The following is a 21,611-nucleotide window of genomic DNA, read 5'->3' as shown; positions in this document are numbered from 1 at the left end:
TCAAGTGTCCTTTTGGACACGCTATACCTTGCATAGAAATGGGGAGTTTTGCATGACGATAAAGAACACTACACAAGAACATATTGAAGAAGGAAAACGCAGCATTCACTGGACGGAAATGCATATGCCCCTGCTGGGCGAATTGAAATCCCAGTTTGCCAAAGAGCTGCCTTTTGCTGGCTTAACCATCGGTATATGTATTCATGTGGAGCCCAAAACAGCTGTGTTATGCCGCACACTTCAAGCAGGCGGAGCCAACGTTGTATTGACTGGCAGCCCGGGCACAACCAAAGATGCCGTCACAGCAGCTCTGCGGGAAGAAGGCATCACGGTATATGGTCAACGTGCGGACAGGCGCAATGAGCACCTGCATAATATCCACAGTGTACTTCGTCACCACCCCCATCTCCTCATGGATAATGGAGCCGATCTGGCGCGTACCTTCATTCAGCAGTATGATACTCATTCTCTTATCGGTGGTACGGAGGAAACGACGACCGGTGCCAATCTGCTGCGTGAAGAGACGGGTGAGAACATCCCTTTTCCGATTATTGTTATTAATGATAGTCCACTCAAACGAATCATGGAAAATGAACACGGTGTTGGACAGACCATTATTGAAGGTTTTATGCGTACTACAAACCTGATTCTGCCCACACGTCGTTTCGTCATCGTAGGTTATGGAACCTGCGGACGAGGCATTGCCAGGTATTTGCGGAATCTGGGCAGCCAGGTCGTCGTTGTTGAAACCGATCCGATTGCTGGCCTGGAAGCGGCACTGGATGGATTCAGAGTGGCACGATTGGAGGATACATTTGAATTTGCCCAAGTGTACATTACTGTCACTGGCCGTCCTAACGCCATTCTGAAGGAACATTTTAATCAAATGAATGACGGAACGATCCTCGCCAATGCCGGGCATTTTTCTTGGGAGATGGATCTGGAAAGTCTCCGTCAGGACGCAGAGCATTCGGAACAACTGACAGCGGATATCGAACAATTTACATTAGCGAACGGACGTCGACTCATGTTACTTACTCAAGGCGAGATGCTGAACCTAGCTGGTGGCAGCGGCAACCCTGCCGAAACGATGGATCTGGGCTTGTCCCTGCAAGCCGCCTCTCTCCACTATCTTGTAAAGCAACGCCAACATCTCACCCTCGGACCACAGCCGGTTCCTCACAGCGTTAACAACACCATTGCCGGACAGATGCTGAAGCATTTAAGCTACAAAATCTAATCCGTGTGATTGGTGATCTGCATTTAAAGGAGAGGTTCACATGAAAAAAGCCAAACTTTGTTTTATCGGTGCAGGATTCCATGCATCCACGAATATATATCCATCTGCTGTTGAAGCAGGAGCAGAAATTCAAGCCGTCGCCACCCGCAGTATTGAAAGGTCCGAGGCGGCTCTGCTTCGTTTTGGGAGCAGCGGGAACGCGTATGACAATACTCAGCTGATGCTGCAGAATGAAGACTGTGACGGCGTGATTGTTGTAGCGCAACCAGAGGATCAGACAGCACTTGCCCTTGAATGCATCCGGGCTGGCAAAAATGTATACGTGGATAAACCCCTCGGATGGAATGCTGCTGAAGCTGCTGCTGTGGCTGAAGCTGCCCAAAAGGCAGGTGTGGTTGTCATGGTTGGATTCATGAAACGATATGCGCCGGTCTACATGAAACTCAAGGAACTGATCGATGGTGGATCATTGGGCAGAGCACGTTCTTTCCAAATGAAATTCGCTGTAGACAGCACACCCTTCTGCAAGGATGAGGAACAATTCATGAAGCTCGCTGCCATTCATATGGTCGATCTGATGCGTTTCCTGTTCGGGGAAGCCGTACAGGTCACAGGCACGTCGGTTAAAGACGGAGAACATATTAACCAGAGCATTTCCCTGAAATTTGATCAAGGTGTGGTGGGCAGTGCCTACTTTGTCGGAATGAGTGCATGGTCACGCGAGAGCGAAAGTGTACTTGTCACCTTTGACGATGGATTTGCGTTAGCAGATGAAATTAACACACTTACGGTTCATCAATCTCGTACAGGGGATACCCTTCCCTGGAAATCCCTTGAGGAGCAGGATACTGTTTTCACCCCTTCTGGCTCTCCCATGTCAGGGGCTTATCGCGATCTCTACTTACGAGGATTTGTAGGGGAGATGGCTCATTTTATGGAATGCTGTCAGAACAAATCTGATCCACGTTCCAGTGGTACGGATAATATTGAAACTATGGCGTTGTGTGATACCATTCTGGCGTCGCTGATCTGAGATTCGTACGATATTCGTTCCATCATTTTATCATTTTATACAACCTGAGAAGAGGAAATAAACATATGTTAGACGCCGGATTACTTATTATTCGACTTGTTATTGGTTTTATTATGATGGGTCATGCATGCAAGAAACTGTTTGGCTGGTTTGGTGGAGAAGGCATATCAGGAACAGCCGCATTTTTCGGGGTGATTGGTCTGAGGCCTGCGAGAGTTATGGCTGTCTGTGGGGGCCTTATTGAATTGATCGGCGGGTTCCTGTTTGGGACGGGTCTCTGGACTGGTTTTGCTGCCATATTGCTCATCATCCCTATGCTTGTTGCCATAGCAAAAGTCCATGCAGGTAAAGGGCTTTGGAATCTAAACGGAGGATTTGAGTACAATTTGGTTATGCTCGGATCGCTAATCGGTGTTGCACTAGCGGGTGCAGGGGCGTATTCTCTGGACGCTTTAATCTAATCTAGCTTTCCATTCCTTTCTATTCCTGAGAACCTCGATGTTTCGTGATACGAAACCGGGGTTCCTTTTTGTTTTAACTTCATGTCAATGCATGGGATGGGGTTTATAATCCAAGGGAGAAGTGATATGCTCATAGATGAGTAATATGTACATTTAAGTGCTGTAGTACTGAAATGGATACTATAAATAACCACCACAAACTGGAGGTGCAATTATAATGAAAATGAACGCGAAAGATGTGTGTCCCTCGCCTTATGGCTGTTCCGTTGAAGTCACGCTGAGCGTCATTGGAGGCAAATGGAAAGGTGCGATTCTATATCACCTATTCTCCGGCTCGTTAAGATTCAACGAGATCAGAAAGTTATTCCCTGATATTACTCAGCGGATGTTAACTCTCCAATTAAGAGAGCTGGAAAACAGCGGAATTGTTCACAGGGAAATATATCCTCAGGTTCCACCCAAAGTGGAATATTCGCTTACACCGTTTGGAGAAACGCTCCAGCCGATTATTTACAGCATGCGAGACTGGGGAGAACAGTATACAAATGAAGTCCTGGCCAGATCACAAGAGGTCTAAACAAATGACAAAAAGAAGCTAATCCTTTCTTCGATGGGATCAGCTTCTTTTGTTTTTCAAGATTGAAGGTACGCAAACCTTATTTTATGACCGTCTGAATGGTAATGGTACGATTACGTCCCTCTTCCTTGGCTTGATATAACGCATTGTCAGCCAAATGGAACAACTCTGTTGCCGTTGTGGAATGCAGTGGATATTCGGCAATGCCTGCCGAAATCGTCACAGAACGATCAATGGGCAATATACTTTGTTCCACCGATACACGGATATGCTCGGCAATCTGATACGCTGTTTTGGAATCCGTATGTCGCAATAACACAACAAACTCCTCCCCGCCAAAACGGGAGCCTACATCCTGCGTCCGAACGGACAGTTTAATAATATTCGCGATATGCTGCAGAACCTGATCCCCTGCATGATGCCCATACGTATCATTTATGGATTTGAAGCGGTCAATATCCAGGACCACAATGGAGAAAGGAATTTCTTCATCAATCCAGCGCTGGATGACTTCTTCAAATGTTCTACGATTCGTCATTCCGGTTAATACATCCGTTCTGGCATCATAAGTAAGCTGATCCTTCTGTTTTCGAAAATTCGCCAATGCGGTCAACACGGTGCGTGTTAACAAATCCGCTTCCCTGTTCCAATGCGGCTTCATTACAGGCAGATCTACTTTACCCTGATCCACCTGGTTAACCAAGTCCGCAAGATAAACAAATGGACTGGCCAGCTTGCGCGCTACACGAATAACGATAAGTGTCAGAATGATAAACGGGATTGAAGTGTACAGCAGCAGCATGCGAATATGTTGATTCAGTTGATCGTATACCATCTGGGTTGGAGATACAACGACAACTCCCCAATCTGTTGTGGGAACCTTATAATAACCTGCGAGTGAATCCACACCCGCCAGATTCTTGTATTGTTCTTTGCCTGTCTGGTCGTGAAGCAATTTTTGCACCACTTGATTTTTGCTTAGATTTTCACCAATTCTTTCCGTATCCGGATGAAACAACAACGTCCCTTTGGCATCAACAATAAAAAAATAAGAGCCATTACTGGTCTTCAGCTGACTGCCAAATGACAGGTTCAAGATGTTGTTTTCCTGTAGATAGATGCTCCCACTAATTAAACCATTGAATTTACCTGATGGACTGAAGATCGGTTCACTTATAAATACGATTCTTCGTTCCGAATAAGGCCCGCGGTAGGCTTCGGATATATAGGAAGACCTTGATTTAAACGCCTTTTTGGCTGCATCAGAAGTTATAGGCTGTCCGAGGCTTTTTTCCAAATAAGGAGAGGAACCCCGAATAATTCCCGATGCATCAACCAGAGAAACCGAATTGAAATAATTACTGCTGTTTCGAATCAAATCCAGTGTAGAATCCAGTTTTTTCGCATCTGAGTAGTCTATTTCCGGAAAATAACTCGCTGAATACTTCAAACTGGTCTGCATGGATTGAAACAACGAGTCCAGTGTTTGGCTCATCTGCACGGCACTGGAATAATTAAGTGAGAGTGTACTATCAATCAGCGACTGCTTCTGGGATGTATAAGATGAAATAAACATAATGGTCAGTGTCATCAAAACAGCAATGGTGACCAATCCACTCAATAGAGCGGTAAGGCTGATTTTTTTGATCTTCCTTACTTTTCTTTTTAATCTGGATGTTTTATTCTCTGCGATCATTATTGCTTCCCCCGGTTTTTCATGAAAAGGCATATTCCTTCTATTTTATACGAAAGTTGTTAAGAAGAAATAAATAGTTTATGAAGTTAAGAAAATTAAATCGGAAGATTGACGATTTGATGACATTTGATGACATGGAAGCCGCTTTCTTCGAAATCTACTGGATCTGGATTCAAGATTAAGATTCATATGAATCCACAATTACATATCCCTCGCCAGGCTGTTGTTCTACAAACCCAGCCATATGACGCGTTTGAAATGAAATCGGTCCGTCGCTACCGACCAAAATGCGATTTTGAACTTCATCCGTTGTTTCAGCTGGCAATGCAAATGAGCGCGTATACGCGAAGTGTTCCTGTAACGTGGCATGAATCGCATTCACCAGTCTGTCATTGCCAACACGACCAAATACATTCAGCAATACGATACCACCAGAATGCAATTTGTTTTTTAACATAGTGAAAAATGAGCTTGAAGTAAACTGTGCAGGAGTTCCTGCAGCCGTAAAGGCATCTACAATAATATAATGGTATGAACCTGAGGCCTCCTGCTCCAATAGTTCACGACCGTCACCAACCAGCACATGATCTCCACGATATCCAAAGAAAGTTCTGCTGAGCTCAACGACTTCTGCATCGAGTTCGGCAACTTTTACTTGACGGTTGGACAGGTAGGTTGATAAGGTTCCAATACCATGCCCAATGACAAAAACAGATTCATAATCGGGATTATTTCGTTCCATCAGATGCACCATCGCTCTTGGATACTCCAGCACCATTCGGGATGGCTCGTCCAGATCCATCGCCCCCTGAACTGCTGCATTGGAGAACTCCAGCACACGAAAACGGCCCTTTTCCCCATAAAGCTTGGATGTATCATATATCATCAACTCATGCTGTTCACTCTTATTTCGGTATAAAACTCGCACTGACCGTTCTCCCTTCGTACTTTTACGCAAATGACTATAAGTGTGTTCCTAAAAAAAACCGACTCCGCTGGAACGGAAACGGTTTTCCATGACTATTTACGATTGAATCGCCTCATGCAGAGCCTGGACATACTCCATCCCCAGATTGGAAAGCGAAGCATTTTTGTGGCTGATCCATCCGACATTAATGGTCTCTTCACACTCCAGCGGCACGGGGATGATCTCGTTCCCGTTCAGGTCGGCACTAAGTACACCTGTCGAGATCGTGTATCCGTTCAAACCGATTAGCAGATTAAACAGCGTAGCTCGGTCATTAACCTGTATGCTTTTGGGATGAGAAAGCGTGCTTAGGATCTCCTCTGAAAAATGGAAGGAGTTATATTCCCCCTGGTCAAAGGACAGGTATGGATAATCCTGAAGCTGTTCAATCGCAACCGATTCCTGCTTCGCCAGCGGATTTTGCACACTGATAAAAATATGCGGCTTGGCAACAAACAGACTGTTGAACACCAGCCCCGCATCCTTAAGCAGCTTGTTAATCACCTTGGCATTGAATTCATTCAGATATAGTATGCCAATCTCGCTGCGCAGGCTTTTCACATCCTGGATAATCTCATACGTTTTCGTCTCCCGCAGAGCCAGTTCATATTCATCCTGTCCATACTGCTGCACCAGCTTAACGAAGGCATTTACTGCAAACGCATAGTGCTGTGTGGAGACGGAAAAATGCTGCGGAGACGGCTTCGCGTTCAAATAACGATTCTCCAGCAATTCCGCCTGCTCCACCACTTGGCGCGCATAACTTAGAAATTCCACACCTTCTTTGGACAGCGTAATTCCTTTATTTGTGCGTTCAAAAATGGTAATCCGCAGCTCCTGCTCCAGATCCCGGATGGCATTCGACAGGCTGGGCTGGGAAATAAACAGCCGCTTGGCGGCTTCATTCATCGAGCCACGCGTGGCGACTTCAATCACATATTTTAGCTGTTGCAGCGTCAATGCATTATTCCCCTCTCTCTGGTGCGTTACTTGATCATACTATACCATATTGCAACCCGGACGAGCTCTCTTTCAGGGTACAAAAAGACGCCCTCAACCCGTACATATGGTTGTGGACGTCTTTGGAGTTTTACTTACAGAGAGGTTTAAGCCATACTTGCTGTTGGTCTCACCACGATTTCATTCACATCCACCTCAGCCGGCTGGTTGATCGCGTACAGAATGCTCTGAGCAATCGCCGTGGCCGGAATGGTTATGCGCCGATAGTCTTTCATAAACTCGCGTGCTTCAGCATCCGAGATGGATTCGGCAAGTTCGGATTCAGTCACACCTGGTGATACGAGGGTCACGCGAATATCTGCGCCTACCTCCTGGCGCAAACCCTCCGAGATCGCACGGACAGCGTATTTGGTTGCACAATAAACTGTGGCTGTTGGGGTCACGGCATAGGCACCAATAGAGGCGATATTAATAAACTGGCCGGAACCCTGTTCTTTCATAACCGGTAGCCCCACGGCGATGCCGTGTAGAACACCCCGAATATTAACATCAATCATACGGTTCCATTCGTCGACTTTTCGCGCTTCAAGGCGCGATAACGGCATGACTCCTGCGTTATTAACAATCACATCCAAACGTCCATAACGACTGAGCGCAAGCTCTACGATCGTTTGCATCTCTTCCAGCTGTGTAACATCAAGTGCATGATATTCTACAGAACCACCTTCCGAACGAATGGAGGACGCCAGCGCCTCCAGACGATCCACTCGTCTTGCACCAATGACAACATGTGCACCATGCTCTGCCAACAGACGCGCCGTTGCCTCCCCAATTCCGCTGCTTGCACCCGTAATCACAATGACTTTTCCTTTTACATTAGACATTTTGATTTCTCTCCCCATTCAATATTTTATTGTGCACTTTCTCTGTACAGCACCATGCCCGCATGGTAAAGCACACCGTCCTTAAAATCTCCATCTGCGGTAAAGCCGGTATCATCCACATATTCAATATGGTCTCCATCGACTACGTACCGACCTTGATATGCACTTTGCCTATTTCCCCGCGCTTCATCATAGCGACCGTCAGGGAGAAGTTCGTGCTTGATGTAGCCATCCTTCGTCACCCACATTCCAACATACGGGTGCTTCACTTCTTGTTTTCTCCCGATGTTTTGCCTGCCATATTTCCAGGACACTCCTTTCTGTTTCCAACAGATTCAATTGCTTATCTTCATTATGTAAGGGATCAGTCTATGTGCGATAGAAGAATCCCACAGTATTCTTGCCTATTCGTCCAGCACATTCTAAAATGGTTAACAAGTACGAGGAAAGGAGGGCCTGCAATCCATGTTTTCAAAATTGGAACAGAATACAGCTATTATTCAGCAGCAGCAGGAATTGGCTCGCTTAATCGGCCGATTCACCCACGAAGACGGGGTTCATCTAACAGCAATTCCTTCGCTTGCTTTGATCCGTGCTTCCCAGGTTTCAGAGCCCATTCATACCGTGCACGAACCCGCCCTCTGCATTGTAGCCCAAGGGTCCAAACTGGTTATTCTCGGGCAGGAGAGCTACACCTATGACTCTTCACAGTATTTGGTCGCTTCCATAAATTTGCCTATTTCAGGGCAAGTTGTACAGGCCACTACAGAACATCCCTATCTCTGCCTGCGACTTGATTTCTCATCAGGGCAGATTTTTGATCTTATTCAGGATTCTCCCTCTACGCAAAATAAACCCGACAATTCAACACGTCGCGGGTTGTTTGTAAGTTCAACCAAGCCTCCACTTCTGGAAGCCGTAATCCGATTGGTCAGATTGCTGGATACAGCTGAAGACATTCCTGTACTTGCACCGCTTATGATCCGCGAGATTCTATATCGCCTGATACAGGATGAACATGGACATTCCATTAGGCAGTTTGCAATTCAGAACAGTCACGCACAGCATATCGCTCAGGTCATTGAAGTGATTCAATCAGAATACGCCCAACCGCTGCGAATCGAGCAATTGGCTTCTATGATCAACATGAGCACGTCCTCCTTGCATTATCATTTCAAGGCTATTACCGCCATGAGTCCACTGCAATATCAAAAACAGATTCGATTGCAGGAGGCCCGGCGAATGCTGCTTGCAGGTTCAACCGATGCAGCCGATGCTGCATTCCAGGTTGGTTACGAGAGTCCTTCCCAATTCAGTCGGGAGTACGCCCGCATGTATGGCCTTCCTCCCAAAAGTGATATCAAACGCCTTCGGCAGACACTCCATATCGAGTGCTGACTTTAAGTAAAAATGAAGCTGTCTCAAAAGGAAATTCCGCCTTGCTCCAAGCGCTAACGAACCTACCGCAACTTAAAATGCAGATCATCAACGCTTGCAAGATTTTAGGAACCTCAGTAACGCTATTTCGTCATAACACGTTGTCAAAACCTAAAAAATCGACCGAATCGACGAAATAACGTCTCTGTGATTCCTTAGATCTCAGATCCGGGCATATGGAAGCGAATAGCGTGTCTCAGGTTCATTCAAACAAAATAACACGAACAAGGGATGTTCCTGTCATATTTCATGACTTGCGGGACATCCCTTGTTGGGTTCCGCTGAGCTTGCAGCGTTCAGGAGAAAATGTTCTTTTTTTCAAAAACAGACATCTGTTTCTCCCCGGTAATCGGGCACTCATCCGGAAACATGCTACGCTTCTCCATCTTCTCATCGATAAAATCGACGATCTGCTGCAAGGAGACAATCTGCGCTTCAATCTTCTTCCGATGGTTTAACAGCATATCACGCTCATCCGGGAAATCTTCCAGGTCCGAATCCACCGACATCTGTAGATAAGGCTTCATCTCCTCCAGAGACATACCTGTTTTTTTCAAACAAGTAATAAGCTTCATCGTCTGAATATCCTCCGGACGGTATACCCGATGGCGATTGGCCTTGCGTTCAGCTCGGGGAAGAAGTCCTATCTTCTCATAATAACGAATCGTATCTTCCGATAATCCGGCTTGTTCTGACGTCTCTTTAATAGAGAACACTACAGGATCATTCATCATCGTTGACCTCCTCCGCATTCATTAAATTCTATCTTACAACTTGGAGTCAGCTCCAAGTCAAGGTGTGATGAGTTCCAACATTCCACTACTCAAAAATTAAAATTTAAGCCAACAGTTCGCTTGACTTGGAGTCGACTCCAAATTATAGAATGAGCGCATTAGACAGATTGGCTCTGTCATCCCATTCACTCAGGAGGTATTTATATGAATTCAAACTATATACGTCGCACAGCCTTAATTACAGGATCAACTTCGGGAATCGGTCTTGAACTGACTCGCATCTTGTTAGCCGAAGGCTGGGAAGTTATCGGCCTTAACCGGTCTGCTTTTCCAAAGGAGGACAGTGATATTCAGGACGGATTGCGCTCCGGCCAGCTCCGTTGGGTTCAAGCTAATCTTACTCAGTACGATAGTCTGAGAAAAGCACTCAACCAGATTAAATCCGAAACGGATACCATAGATGTATTGTTTAATAATGCCGGGGGGAGCGGTAACGATCTCCGTTTGTCCGATCAGGGGCATGAAATGCATTTTGAACTACAGACAGTGGTGCCGTACATCATTTATATGGAACTACAGGATCTTCTTCACAAAAGCACCTTGAAAACCGTTATTAATACATCCACCAGTGCGTTTAATATGGTCAAACAGTTTAACCTGAACATTCTGGAACATCCAGCCGAGTTCAAAAAGCTGTTCGGTCCTTATGCCGTCTCGAAGCTGGCACTGTCCTTGTGGACACGCGAAGCTGCTGCTTCCCCTGCGGCTAAGGGAATCCGGTTACTCAGCGTGGACCCTGGAGGCAACAATACACTCAGAGGTAACAAAACATCCGGACTGCCCTTTTACATCAAACCAATCATGAAGCTGTTCTTCCCACATCCAAGTCACGGAGCTTCTCTGCTTTATAACGCTGCCATTGCGCAAACCAAGCTTACATCCGGTACTTTCTTGATGAAAAACAAACCCACCCATCTTCGTTTTACGGATCAAGGCTCAGCCATTCTGAACAGAGTACATGACATTTATGAGCATGAATTTATGCAGCTTGACTCCAAAACCGATCCAGTAAGCAAAAAAAGGATCTGAGCTTTCTTCTGTATTTATCCAAAAAGACGGGACCGAGCGTATCGGTCACGTCTTTTTGCTGTTCCTTTGAATTCATTTAATCCGTTGATTTATGGTATCCAGCACCATCCCTATTGTATCCTGGCGACCGGAGGTACTTCATACTCCCTTTCCAGCATCGATGGTTTCGGCGCAAACATTCTCAGTACCAAATTGAATTCTCCTGGCGGTGCGGGAAGCCAATTCGACTCTTTCCCTTCAGGAGCAGATGGCTGGATATAAATGTCCAATGAACCGTCAGGGTTGTACAGCAAACCTTTCGTCAAATCCCCAATCGAATATCTGCGAATGGCATTATCGACCAGATAAAAATCCGAGCCATACAGGGTGAGAGACCAAAATCCGGTCACCTGTGGAAGATCATTCGGGTTAAAATGCAACACATAACGCTGCTTGCCTTGCAGCTTTTCCCCATTTTGATCAACAAATGCACGTGCATATAGCTCTTCCTGCGGGACATTGGCGCCCAAACCGGAATACGCAACGACAGCTCGCAGCAGAAATTGGTTGCCATAGGTTCCAATATTATGGCCGATATACCATCCATTGGTGGTCGGGATCGATTGGACTGAATTCGTAATGATACCCTGCGCATCTTTTGCGGCACGCAGTAGTCCGGCTTTCGTGGCAGCATTCAGATCAGCTGGTTCAAACCCCTTGGCAGGATCAATGCCAACTAGCTTGAACTGATCCAGCAGAACTGCATCACAGGCAGGCGGAGGGTTTTGCCGAATCTGCTCCGTCATGATTTTATAAAAAGCTAACGGATCGTTCTTCATGGAAGACATCTGATTCAAAGACGAATCGTCTGTTATGCCACTGGAAGGATTACGGGTTGGTGCTGAGAGGGTGAATTGTTTCTCGAAAGCAGCTGCACGGTTCAGATCCTCTTCTCCATTCACTTGCACACGTCCGAGCAGCCAAACGATTGGCGTTGGCGTTTGGATAGATGTTTTGGTTACATTACTGCTTCCAGCCGGCCCAACGATGGTAAATTGCTCTGCCTTGTTTTTGGTCGTACGATTGGACACATTCCTGAACGTATTGGTGTACGCATCAAGCATTTGGACGGTGTAATAACGGTCATCCGTATTAGCTGGAACGTTCAGGACCACTGAACCTTTGGAGAGATCCAGCCAGGCACTAAAATAAAGCGTATTGCTATTAGGAGTTACAATATCGTGATATTGGGGAGAAGCCAGCTTGCTGGAATAATAAAACTGATTGAGCGGAGCCCTTGTTTTCAGAGCCATCTGTCTCGTATGTTCCATAACTACCAGTGGATAGCCGTATATGTAAGCCTGAACCCCAAGCGAATAAGCCAACTGTTCCTGAGAAGAAGCTACTTTGTTTTTCTTTATGTAATCTGGACTGGCCTGAACCTCCATTGGCCTCGCGACGATCGAAGTGGATACAATCCCAACGATGAAACAGATGTAAAGCAATAACCTGAAACGTTTACGCATTCCACTCACCACCTATCATGAATTTTCACGTTATTTTCCACCTCATTACCGCAGATTATTCCAATTCCCGTCCCTCATAATTGCCAGGCTCTGGTTCATAATCTTTCACTATACCGACATCTGTCATGGGATGAAGTGATGAACTGGAGGAATCCGCATATGAAAAATGAAAACAACAATGGCAAGCCATTAATTATACCCCAGCCAATACGAAAAGACGGTGCCGGAGGACCCGATCTGGGACCTCGGGATGTGATGAGAGATTTACAAAATCCCGATATGCTGGTGCCTCCGATAACCGACAACGGCTTATTACCCAACCTGAGAATGTCTTTTTCCGATACACATATGCAGTTAAACCATGGCGGTTGGTCCCGCGAAATTACGGTACGGGATCTGCCCATCGCTACAACACTGGCTGGTGTGAATATGAGTCTTACACCTGGAGGCGTACGGGAGCTGCACTGGCATCAGCAATCGGAATGGGCGTATATGATCTGGGGTACAGCACGGATCACGTCCGTGGATCAGCAAGGTCGTAATTTTATTGCAGATGTTGGACCGGGAGATCTGTGGTTTTTCCCAAAAGGTCTGCCTCATTCCATTCAGGGTTTGGAGGATGGGTGTGAGTTTTTGCTTGTATTTGATGACGGGTCCTTCTCTGATCTGAATACATTATCCATCTCGGATTGGTTTGCGCATACGCCACCAGAAGTGTTATCCGTCAATTTTGGCGTACCTGAATCCGCATTCCACTCCATGCCAACAGAACAGGTTTACATTTTTCAGGATCAGGTCCCTGGTTCCGTCGCAAGCCAGGAAGTGCAGTCCCCCTATGGCACCGTTCCGCTCTCCTTCAAACACCGGCTGTTAGCCCAGAAACCGATCATTACACCAGGAGGCAGTGTGCGCATTGTGGACTCTACCAATTTCCCGATCTCTACAACCGTTGCCGCAGCACTCGTCGAAATCAAGCCTGGAGGCATGCGCGAGCTTCACTGGCATCCCAATGCGGATGAATGGCAATACTATTTGACTGGGCAAGGAAGAATGACGGTATTTGGAGGAAATGGTGTCGCGCGCACTTTTGACTATCGGGCGGGAGATGTTGGATACGTACCTGTAGCCATGGGGCATTATATTCAGAATACGGGCACCGATACGTTATGGTTTTTGGAGATGTTTAGAAGTGATCGCTTTGAGGATATCTCCCTGAATCAATGGATGGCATTAACCCCGGAAGATCTGGTGCGTGACAACCTGAACGCTTCCCCTGAACTGCTTCATGCACTGCGTAAAGAAAAATGGCCTGTGGTTTAGTAGAGCTACATCTCTATCAAATAGAGGCTAATCGGGTAAATGTTAAATAATCCCAATCACGAAGGAGGAATATGAAGATGAAAGCCGTTACTTTTCAGGGAACCAAGGATATTCAAGTCAAAGAGGTGGACGATCCTCGATTGCAGCAAAAGGATGACATCATCGTGCGTATTACTTCTACAGCCATATGTGGATCAGATCTGCATATTTATCAGGGAGCTCTGCCAGCCCAGAAGGATTATGTCATCGGCCATGAGCCGATGGGCATTGTTGAGGAAGTCGGCCCTGAAGTGACGCGAGTAAAAAAAGGAGATCGAGTGGTATTGCCTTTTAACATCTCCTGCGGCGAATGTTTTTATTGCAACCACGACATGGAGAGCCAGTGCGATAACTCGAACCGCAATCCGGAGGTTCATACCGGAGGTTATTTTGGCTTCACGGAGCGATACGGCAATTATCCTGGCGGCCAGGCTGAATTTTTGCGTGTTCCTTATGGGAATTTCATGCCTTTTGTCATTCCCGAATCATGTGAACTGGAGGATGAAGCTCTGTTGTTCCTATCCGATGTGCTTCCTACTGCGTACTGGAGTGTTGAGAATGCCGGGGTGAAGCCGGGAGACACTGTAACTGTGCTTGGCAGCGGGCCGATTGGTCTGATGGCACAAAAATTCGCCTGGATGAAAGGTGCCAAACGAGTCATTGCTGTGGATCGCCTTCCATATCGACTGGACAAAGCCAAACGAATGAATGATTCCGAAGTATTTAATTTTGAAGATTACGATGATATGGGTGAACATATTCGCGAAATCACCCAAGGCGGAGCGGATGTTGTCATCGACTGTGTAGGCATGGATGGCAAGAAATCCACTTTGGAGGAAATTGGACAGAAGCTGAAAATCCAAGGCGGTACATTAAGTGCAATTGAGATCGGTATCAAGGCTGTGCGCAAATTCGGGACGATGCAAGTAACGGGTGTCTATGGCTCAACCTATAACATGTTCCCCCTAGGCAATCTGTTTGAACGAAACATTAACCTGAGAATGGGACAAGCCCCTGTTATTCACTATATGCCGGAGCTTTTCCGCAAAATCACGGCTGACGAATTTGACCCTACCGAGATCATTTCTCACCGCATTGCGCTGGAGAATGCGAAGGAAGCTTATCGGATTTTCTACGAACACGAAGACGAGTGTACCAAAGTTATACTGAAACCTTGAGTATGTGACGACGATCAAAAGGCAGAGGACCCGTGTAAAGAAGGGAAATCTGCCTTTTTTTGATTTTATTATTTGCCCACTTCAACAGATTGGTTAAATGATGATGAAGCCTTATTTCGCCTTTACCGCCTGAATATATACACTTTCTCCTTTGAAGCTAACGAGTCTGCCAGACTGCGCCAGTTCAAAATTGAAATACTTCTTAATCACTGATGGCACGCTCAGCATACTTGCTTCAAGCTCTTTGCTCTCCGGCTCCGGAAGTCCAGCCCTGTTGCACCAGTCTTCAAATATAAAGTGTTTTTCAAAGGAAACCATCGTTTCCATTCGAAATCCGGCAAGCTCCAACATCCGAATCCATTCCGTCTTACGCCATGCCCGAACATGACTTCCATCACGCCACTTCTCGATTTCATTGTAAAATTGGTCGTTCTCGTCACGTTCAGGTGCCACATTATCAATTAATAACAGTCTGCCACCAGGTTTCATTACTCGAAGCGCCTCTGAGATAAAAGAAGGTACGTCTGGAAAATGGTGTGCAGCAATACGACAGGTCACCAGGTCAAAGAAATCATCCTCAAAAGGAATGTGTTCAGCATCCCCAGCTATAAAATCCACATTCTGATGCCCATTTCCCCGGATAAAGCGCTCAGCCACTTGTAACATCTCATCCGTTAGATCCAATGCGATAACCTGCTCCACAAGCGGAGCTAATGCATTAGCAACATGCCCTCCTCCAGTGGCAATATCCAGCACCTTCATATCAAGGCTCGCTTGAGATGAAGCAACAAGCAAGGCCAGATCATCCCCTTTGGCATGACCGACACTAGTCACGTATTTCTCTGCATTTTTAGCAAATTGTTTGCGCACTTGTCCTTTAATCTGCTCATTAGACACGATATCTCCCCCTTTTCGTTTCATTAGATGAAACTGAGTTTCATTAATTTGTTATTATTTATCTTATCACAGAATGACCTCTAGCGAAATAAAAAAGCATCTCCCCAGTGGATTTCACTGAGAAGATGCCATCTTATTTTAAACAAATTATTAGATAGAGAATGTTTATAATTTTAAAGAAAACTTTACCCTTTGACTTATTTCACAACGGTTGGTGATTTCTTCCACAGTCCTAGGATCAGACCGGAGATCACTGCACCGATTGCTACAGCAAGCAGGAAGAGTAATGCGTGATTCGCCAGTGCCGCAACGAAGATTCCGCCATGCGGAGCAGGTACGTTAATGCTCCACAGTTGAGTCAGTCCACCTGCAACAGCAGAGCCGAGAATACAGGATGTCAGGACACGCAGCGGGTCAGCCGCAGCAAATGGAATAGCACCTTCTGTGATGAAGGAAAATCCGAGCACGTAATTCGTCAAACCTGATTTGCGTTCTTGCTCCGTAAATTTGGATTTGAAGAAAGTCGTAGCCAGTGCAATCGCCAGCGGCGGTACCATACCACCTGCCATAACAGCTGCCATCCAGGCACCATCCGTATTACCGCTGGATGTGAACACACCGATAGCAAACGTATAAGCCGCTTTGTTAAACGGACCACCCATATCGATGGACATCATGCCGCCAAGCAGCAAGCCCAGCAACACAGCATTACCGGTACCCAGGTTTCCAAGTGCATCTACAAGCCATGTGTTAAGGGAGCCGAAGATTGGATCAAAGACATAGAAACTGATTGCACCCACGATAAGCAATCCGAACACTGGATACAGCAGGATTGGTTTTAATCCGTCAATTGCTTTAGGCAGTCCTTTAAACAGCTTGCGCAGACCAATGACAACGTAACCTGCCAGGAAACCGGCAGCCAGACCACCTAGGAAACCGGCGTTTGAATTCACGGCCATCAAGCCACCGACCATACCAGGCATCAGGGCCGGCCGATCACCAATACTCATCGCAATAAATCCGGCCAGGACAGGAATCAGGAAGTGGAACGCACCGGTCCCGCCACCAATCGTTTGCAGCAGTTGTACAATAGGATTGTCCGGACTCGCAATTTGTTCAAACAAGAAGGATATGGCGAGCAAAATACCGCCACCCACGACAAATGGGAGCATATGCGAGATCCCGTTCATTAAATCTTTATAAATCTTGCTGCCCACGCTCACTTTGCCTTGGCTTTCACCTTCACTCTTGCCACCGCTGCCACCCTGGCTTCGGTAGATCGGAGCGTCCCCGTTAACGGCCTTGCGAATCAGTTCTTCGGATTTGCGAATGCCATCACTCACGGGTCTTTGCAATACCGGTTTGCCATCAAAGCGGGCCATTTCCACATTTTTATCCGCCGCAACGATAACCCCTTTGGCACGAGCGATTTCATCAGCTGTCAGTACGTTCTGTGCTCCTTCGGAGCCATTCGTCTCCACTCGGATATTAACGCCCATTTCATGTGCTTTCTTTTTGAGTGCGTCTTCAGCCATGAATGTGTGAGCAATACCTGTTGGACAAGCGGTTACTGCAACGACAAAATCTTCGGATGCCGCATTGCCAACAATAAGACCTGATGTGTTCTGCTTCTGATCATTCCCACTGCCAGAGCCAGCGTTTGTTCCATTTGCAGCATTTGCTGCTTTCTCCGCTTCGGCTTTTTCTTTGGCAGCTTTTTTCTCCGCTTCTTCCGCCTGTTTGGCATCGAATAATGCAGTCACTTCTTCAGGAGTGTCCGTGCTCATCAGCTGCGAGATGAAATCGCTATCAATCAACAGCCTGGAAAGAGCAGCAAGCGTACGAAGATGTGTATTGGCCGCTCCTTCTGGAGCTGCAATCATGAAAAATATATGAGCTGGTTCATCATCAAGTGCTTCAAAATCAAGGCCTTTTCGACTCTTGGCAAATACAACTGTTGGCTCATTGACTGCTGTTGTTTTGGCATGAGGCATGGCAATACCGCCACCGATCCCCGTGCTGGATTCAGCTTCACGTTTATAAATCATTTCCTTAAACAGAACCGGATCATTAATCCGTCCGCTACGGTTTAAACTTGCAATGAGTTCATCAATAGCCTCTTCTTTCGTCGTGGCTTGCAGGTCCATGATCATCGTTTCCTGGATCATCAGGTCTGTTATTCTCATTTTGGTACACTCCCTTAAATTCAGTCGGTCTGTGTGATGCAGACCGACTTAAAATTGTACTTTTTACGATGTTATCTGCTATTCACTGAATCCCCTTTTCGTAAAAAGAGGCATACATTCCATTCATTTTGTACGGACTATATTTGGGTTATGGTGACTTGAGTCCGCAGTTCTTCAATGAGTTCCCGAGTCGCCAGGTCATCCGAGAAAGCTGTTGCACTACCCGAAGCAACCCCCGTTCGGAACGCTTCAAGCAGGTCTTCGTTTAATCCAAATGTCCCTACGAATCCACCGATCATGGAATCACCAGCACCAACCGAGTTCTTGACAATTCCTTTTGGCACGCTCGCATGGTAGACATCTGTTTGGGTAATCAACAGCGCACCTTCTCCTGCCATGGAGATTAACACGTGCTTGGCACCTGCTTCCAAAAGCTTGCGACCATAGGTCACCAGCTCCTCTTGAGTGTCGATGGTTACTCCGAAAAGTTCAGCCAGTTCATGATGGTTCGGCTTCACCAGCAGTGGTTCATGCACCAGAGCATCCATTAAGGCGGGTCCTGTCGTATCGATCACAAATTCGGCACGCGTTTGTTTGCACACGTTGATCAGCCGATCGTAGAAATCAGCTCCCAGCGAAGGTGGTACACTTCCCGAAAGAATGACGATATCTCCTTTTTGCAAGGCGGATAGCTTGTTAAGCAACCCCGCCGCTTCCTCTGGTCGAATGGCTGGTCCCAGTCCGTTAATCTCCGTCTCTTCTCCATGCTTCAGCTTGATGTTAATTCGGGTATCATCTGCAATGGTAACGAAGTCCGTCAGAATGTTGTCTTCCTTCAGCTTGTCATTAATGAAACGGCCCGTGAACCCTCCTAGAAATCCGAGTGCGGTGTTTTCGGCTCCCAGTTGATTAAGCACTCGAGATACGTTAATACCTTTGCCTCCAGGAAGTTTCAAGTCCCGATTCATACGGTTCAGATCACCAAGCTTCAGATCATCCACTTCCACGATGTAATCAATGGAAGGATTAAGCGTTACGGTATATATCATGGCTATCCCTCAATTATTTTAGTTTTCTGGGCGATCACAGAGCGCCAGTGTTCAGGCATACGTTCTGTAATCAAGTCTGCCTCCTCAAGGTCAAACAGTTTGGCAAAAGTAATTTCCCCAATTTTGCTGGAATCAGCCAGCACGTAAGATTTCCCGGACAATTGATGTGCACGCCTTTTAATCAAGGCTTCCTCCGGATCAGGAGTTGTATACCCCATTTCGGCGTCCACTCCGTTGGTTCCGATAAAACATTTATCAAAACGGAAGTTGTCCATGTTCTGTAATGCAATACTTCCAATCACGGCTTTAGTGTGAATTTTCATCATTCCGCCAAGCAGATAGCTGCGTATACGCTTACTTACCAGCGCTTCTACATGTGAAAGTCCGTTCGTCACTACCGTAACGTCCTTGGCTTCAATATAGGGAATCATGGCTAATGTCGTCGTCCCCGCATCCAGATAGATACATTCACCATTGTTGATCTCCTGTGCAGCTAAACGAGCAATTACTGTTTTCTGTTGGATGTTTTTGAACGTTTTTTCTTCCATACCAGGTTCCGGCGTCTTTTCATTCACTAGAGCCGCACCACCATGAATGCGTTTCAGCATCTGACGGCTTTCCAGATCAATCAAATCGCGCCGTATCGTTGATTCAGAAGCACCCAGCACATCGACAAGCTCTTGCAGTTTCACAATGCCTCTTTCGTGTAAGCGCTCTATAATTACAGCATATCGTTCTTCAGTTAGCATTTTCATTCCTCCAACTGCTTTTTATAGTATCATAAAATCCGTAAAAAACAATCACTTTCATTCAAATTAATTTAAAAACATTCAAAAACCATCAATATTCGACATATTATAGACATAAACCATCACATTCAACTCTAAATATCGTTCAAAATCGTTCAAAGCTTATTTCTTGTTCAGATTGTCCATGTCCTCTTTCGTCTCCCATGCATTTGATGATATCGAACGAATAATTTCGTCTCTATTCTCACATGGGAGGTAGCCTTATGGCGAATAATCGAAACAAACGCCGAAAACCCTGTATCCCTCCAACAGGCAAAACGAAAACGAATTCTGCATTGCGCTTCGGGTGGATTTCCTCCAACTGGAGCGGTTATGCCCGAGCAGGTGACAAAGCTCAATTCAGACGTATCTCGGCTGAATGGAATGTGCCCTTTGTTTTACCATCGTCCAAGTCCTCATATTCCTCAGCCTGGATCGGAATCGATGGATACGAAAATTCCAATCTCATTCAGACTGGAACAGGCCATGATTGGGTTAACGGTCAAGCGAGTTATTACGCGTGGTGGGAAATTCTTCCTGACGTTGAAACGGTCATTCCTTTTCCTGTATCTCCAGGAGATCGAGTCAGAGCTACCATTTATAAAATCAATCGTACCCGCTGGTGTATCACTCTTCATAATCTGACCCAAAATTGGACTTTCCGCACCGTTCAGCAATATACAGGCCAGCAATCATCCGCAGAATGGATTGTAGAAGCTCCATCCGTAGGAAACTCCATCTCCCGAATGGCCAAAATCACGCCTGTCACTTTCAAGTGTTGTCGCCTGAACGGTCGCTCCCCCGGCTTCATCGCCAAAGAGAAAGGCATCATGATTCAACAAAAACAGGTTGTTTCCATTCCAGGAGAACCGGGACCATGCAGAGACTCTTTCGTCGTAAAACGAAACAGCCGAGGCTATTGTTGACAGATTGGTTGTAGACAGATTCGTTAATGAAAAAAACTGCAATGTGCCGTATTCGGCGTACCATTGCAGAATGGATATTCGGTCATTATGGAATTGACACGATTCTCTTTTTTCATTTATAGGAATAGCTCAACCTTGTCTGGCTTGGGTTTTACCCAATTTCCTTCTTCATTAATAAATGCTCCCTTGAAACGCCCCATTTCCAATTTCTCTATTAGCTTCGACTCATCCAGCACCAGAATTTCGGACAACTGCTGCAAGCTATAATAATCATTTGGATCGTAATCCAGTAGGATCGGAACAGCCATGTCGTACAGTTCTTTAATTAGATTCTCCAATGAATGACGGCCGAGGTTGTCCATGGTTTGGAAAAACTTCAGGTCATGGGACACCAGATTGCGGAACGATTTATCTTTCAAGTTCATCCACAGCGTATTACATGCCTGAACACTCATATAGTTCTGCTCTACATCATAATATTGGATCTCATCAATCTTCATATACTTTTCCTGAAAAGCCACAATTTTGATCAAGGGTTCATTTCGTTTGCGTGACGCTTTCTTCAAATGGGTTCTGAACCCCTCATAATCCATGATTCTCACAATAATCTATCGCCTGCCTTAACGCTGTATAACGATATTTTAC

Annotated in this window: 21 protein-coding genes; 9 read left to right on the top strand and 12 right to left on the bottom strand. The window is 46.1% G+C overall.

The genetic code is table 11. From position 1 onward, the window contains the following. Window positions 1–52 precede the first annotated feature (52 nt). From BMY78_RS05700 to BMY78_RS05685, 4 genes are all read left to right on the top strand, one after another. Window positions 53–1,240, top strand: a complete 1,188-nt coding sequence (locus BMY78_RS05700) for an adenosylhomocysteinase (RefSeq protein WP_090895498.1) — start codon at window positions 53–55, stop codon at window positions 1,238–1,240. Between the two features lie 40 nt (window positions 1,241–1,280). After that, a complete protein-coding gene (locus tag BMY78_RS05695) occupies window positions 1,281–2,273 on the top strand; it encodes a Gfo/Idh/MocA family protein (RefSeq protein ID WP_090895497.1) in 993 nt (330 codons plus the stop codon). A 65-nt stretch (window positions 2,274–2,338) separates the two neighbouring features. Beyond that, entirely contained in the window at window positions 2,339–2,734 is a 396-nt protein-coding gene (locus BMY78_RS05690) for a DoxX family protein (RefSeq protein ID WP_090895495.1), read from the top strand. A 217-nt stretch (window positions 2,735–2,951) separates the two neighbouring features. Next, complete coding sequence (locus BMY78_RS05685) at window positions 2,952–3,311, top strand: winged helix-turn-helix transcriptional regulator (RefSeq protein ID WP_090895493.1); 360 nt, start codon at window positions 2,952–2,954, stop codon at window positions 3,309–3,311. Between the two features lie 79 nt (window positions 3,312–3,390). Here BMY78_RS05685 and BMY78_RS05680 read toward each other — a convergent pair whose 3' ends face one another. The 5 genes from BMY78_RS05680 to BMY78_RS05660 all read right to left on the bottom strand — a co-directional run bounded on the left by BMY78_RS05680 (window position 3,391) and on the right by BMY78_RS05660 (window position 8,087). Continuing rightward, window positions 3,391–5,007 (bottom strand): sensor domain-containing diguanylate cyclase, encoded by a 1,617-nt coding sequence (locus BMY78_RS05680; RefSeq protein WP_090895491.1) that lies wholly within the window; start codon window positions 5,005–5,007, stop codon window positions 3,391–3,393. A gap of 178 nt (window positions 5,008–5,185) precedes the next feature. Then, window positions 5,186–5,935: a spermidine synthase gene (locus BMY78_RS05675; protein WP_090895488.1), complete on the bottom strand. Its 750-nt coding sequence runs from the start codon at window positions 5,933–5,935 to the stop codon at window positions 5,186–5,188. Window positions 5,936–6,031: 96 nt separating this feature from the next. Continuing rightward, window positions 6,032–6,934 (bottom strand): LysR family transcriptional regulator, encoded by a 903-nt coding sequence (locus BMY78_RS05670; RefSeq protein ID WP_090895486.1) that lies wholly within the window; start codon window positions 6,932–6,934, stop codon window positions 6,032–6,034. A 146-nt stretch (window positions 6,935–7,080) separates the two neighbouring features. Then, window positions 7,081–7,818, bottom strand: coding sequence for an SDR family oxidoreductase (locus BMY78_RS05665; protein WP_090895484.1), 738 nt, complete (start codon window positions 7,816–7,818; stop codon window positions 7,081–7,083). A gap of 26 nt (window positions 7,819–7,844) precedes the next feature. Further along, window positions 7,845–8,087, bottom strand: a complete 243-nt coding sequence (locus BMY78_RS05660) for an Atu4866 domain-containing protein (protein ID WP_256221963.1) — start codon at window positions 8,085–8,087, stop codon at window positions 7,845–7,847. Between the two features lie 196 nt (window positions 8,088–8,283). On the opposite strand from BMY78_RS05660, the gene BMY78_RS05655 reads away from it, so the two are divergent. Beyond that, window positions 8,284–9,216, top strand: a complete 933-nt coding sequence (locus BMY78_RS05655; protein WP_090895482.1) for an AraC family transcriptional regulator — start codon at window positions 8,284–8,286, stop codon at window positions 9,214–9,216. 335 nt (window positions 9,217–9,551) lie between these two features. Here BMY78_RS05655 and BMY78_RS05650 read toward each other — a convergent pair whose 3' ends face one another. Next, window positions 9,552–9,989 (bottom strand): MerR family transcriptional regulator, encoded by a 438-nt coding sequence (locus BMY78_RS05650; protein ID WP_090895480.1) that lies wholly within the window; start codon window positions 9,987–9,989, stop codon window positions 9,552–9,554. 204 nt (window positions 9,990–10,193) lie between these two features. Between BMY78_RS05650 and BMY78_RS05645 the strand changes: the two genes are divergently transcribed. Then, complete coding sequence (locus BMY78_RS05645) at window positions 10,194–11,078, top strand: SDR family NAD(P)-dependent oxidoreductase (RefSeq protein WP_090895478.1); 885 nt, start codon at window positions 10,194–10,196, stop codon at window positions 11,076–11,078. 110 nt (window positions 11,079–11,188) lie between these two features. On the opposite strand, the gene BMY78_RS05640 is transcribed toward BMY78_RS05645, so the two are convergent. Next, window positions 11,189–12,583 carry a DUF1254 domain-containing protein gene (locus BMY78_RS05640; protein ID WP_090895475.1) on the bottom strand — a complete coding sequence of 465 codons (1,395 nt, stop codon included), beginning with the start codon at window positions 12,581–12,583 and terminating at the stop codon, window positions 11,189–11,191. Between the two features lie 159 nt (window positions 12,584–12,742). Between BMY78_RS05640 and BMY78_RS05635 the strand changes: the two genes are divergently transcribed. After that, the gene (locus BMY78_RS05635; protein ID WP_090895473.1) at window positions 12,743–13,903 is read left to right on the top strand and encodes an oxalate decarboxylase family bicupin; all 1,161 of its coding nucleotides are present in this window, start codon (window positions 12,743–12,745) and stop codon (window positions 13,901–13,903) included. A 77-nt stretch (window positions 13,904–13,980) separates the two neighbouring features. Then, a complete protein-coding gene (locus BMY78_RS05630) occupies window positions 13,981–15,120 on the top strand; it encodes a zinc-dependent alcohol dehydrogenase (protein ID WP_090895471.1) in 1,140 nt (379 codons plus the stop codon). 111 nt (window positions 15,121–15,231) lie between these two features. Here BMY78_RS05630 and BMY78_RS05625 read toward each other — a convergent pair whose 3' ends face one another. The 4 genes from BMY78_RS05625 to BMY78_RS05610 all read right to left on the bottom strand — a co-directional run bounded on the left by BMY78_RS05625 (window position 15,232) and on the right by BMY78_RS05610 (window position 20,001). Continuing rightward, window positions 15,232–16,041 carry a class I SAM-dependent methyltransferase gene (locus BMY78_RS05625; RefSeq protein WP_090895468.1) on the bottom strand — a complete coding sequence of 270 codons (810 nt, stop codon included), beginning with the start codon at window positions 16,039–16,041 and terminating at the stop codon, window positions 15,232–15,234. 173 nt (window positions 16,042–16,214) lie between these two features. Beyond that, window positions 16,215–18,203 (bottom strand): PTS fructose transporter subunit IIABC, encoded by a 1,989-nt coding sequence (locus tag BMY78_RS05620; RefSeq protein WP_090895466.1) that lies wholly within the window; start codon window positions 18,201–18,203, stop codon window positions 16,215–16,217. A 137-nt stretch (window positions 18,204–18,340) separates the two neighbouring features. Then, window positions 18,341–19,252: a 1-phosphofructokinase gene (gene pfkB / locus BMY78_RS05615; protein WP_090895464.1), complete on the bottom strand. Its 912-nt coding sequence runs from the start codon at window positions 19,250–19,252 to the stop codon at window positions 18,341–18,343. Window positions 19,253–19,254: 2 nt separating this feature from the next. Beyond that, window positions 19,255–20,001, bottom strand: a complete 747-nt coding sequence (locus tag BMY78_RS05610; protein ID WP_090895462.1) for a DeoR/GlpR family DNA-binding transcription regulator — start codon at window positions 19,999–20,001, stop codon at window positions 19,255–19,257. A gap of 263 nt (window positions 20,002–20,264) precedes the next feature. Here BMY78_RS05610 and BMY78_RS05605 point away from each other — a divergent pair, with 263 nt between their 5' ends. Beyond that, the gene (locus BMY78_RS05605) at window positions 20,265–20,966 is read left to right on the top strand and encodes a G1 family glutamic endopeptidase (protein WP_090895460.1); all 702 of its coding nucleotides are present in this window, start codon (window positions 20,265–20,267) and stop codon (window positions 20,964–20,966) included. Between the two features lie 116 nt (window positions 20,967–21,082). Here BMY78_RS05605 and BMY78_RS05600 read toward each other — a convergent pair whose 3' ends face one another. Then, a complete protein-coding gene (locus tag BMY78_RS05600; RefSeq protein ID WP_143067007.1) occupies window positions 21,083–21,532 on the bottom strand; it encodes a hypothetical protein in 450 nt (149 codons plus the stop codon). Window positions 21,533–21,611: the final 79 nt, after the last annotated feature.

The sequence above is a fragment of the Paenibacillus sp. OK076 genome (assembly GCF_900110055.1).
GTDB lineage: Bacteria > Bacillota > Bacilli > Paenibacillales > Paenibacillaceae > Paenibacillus.
This window is presented reverse-complemented; position numbering and strand designations above follow the sequence as displayed.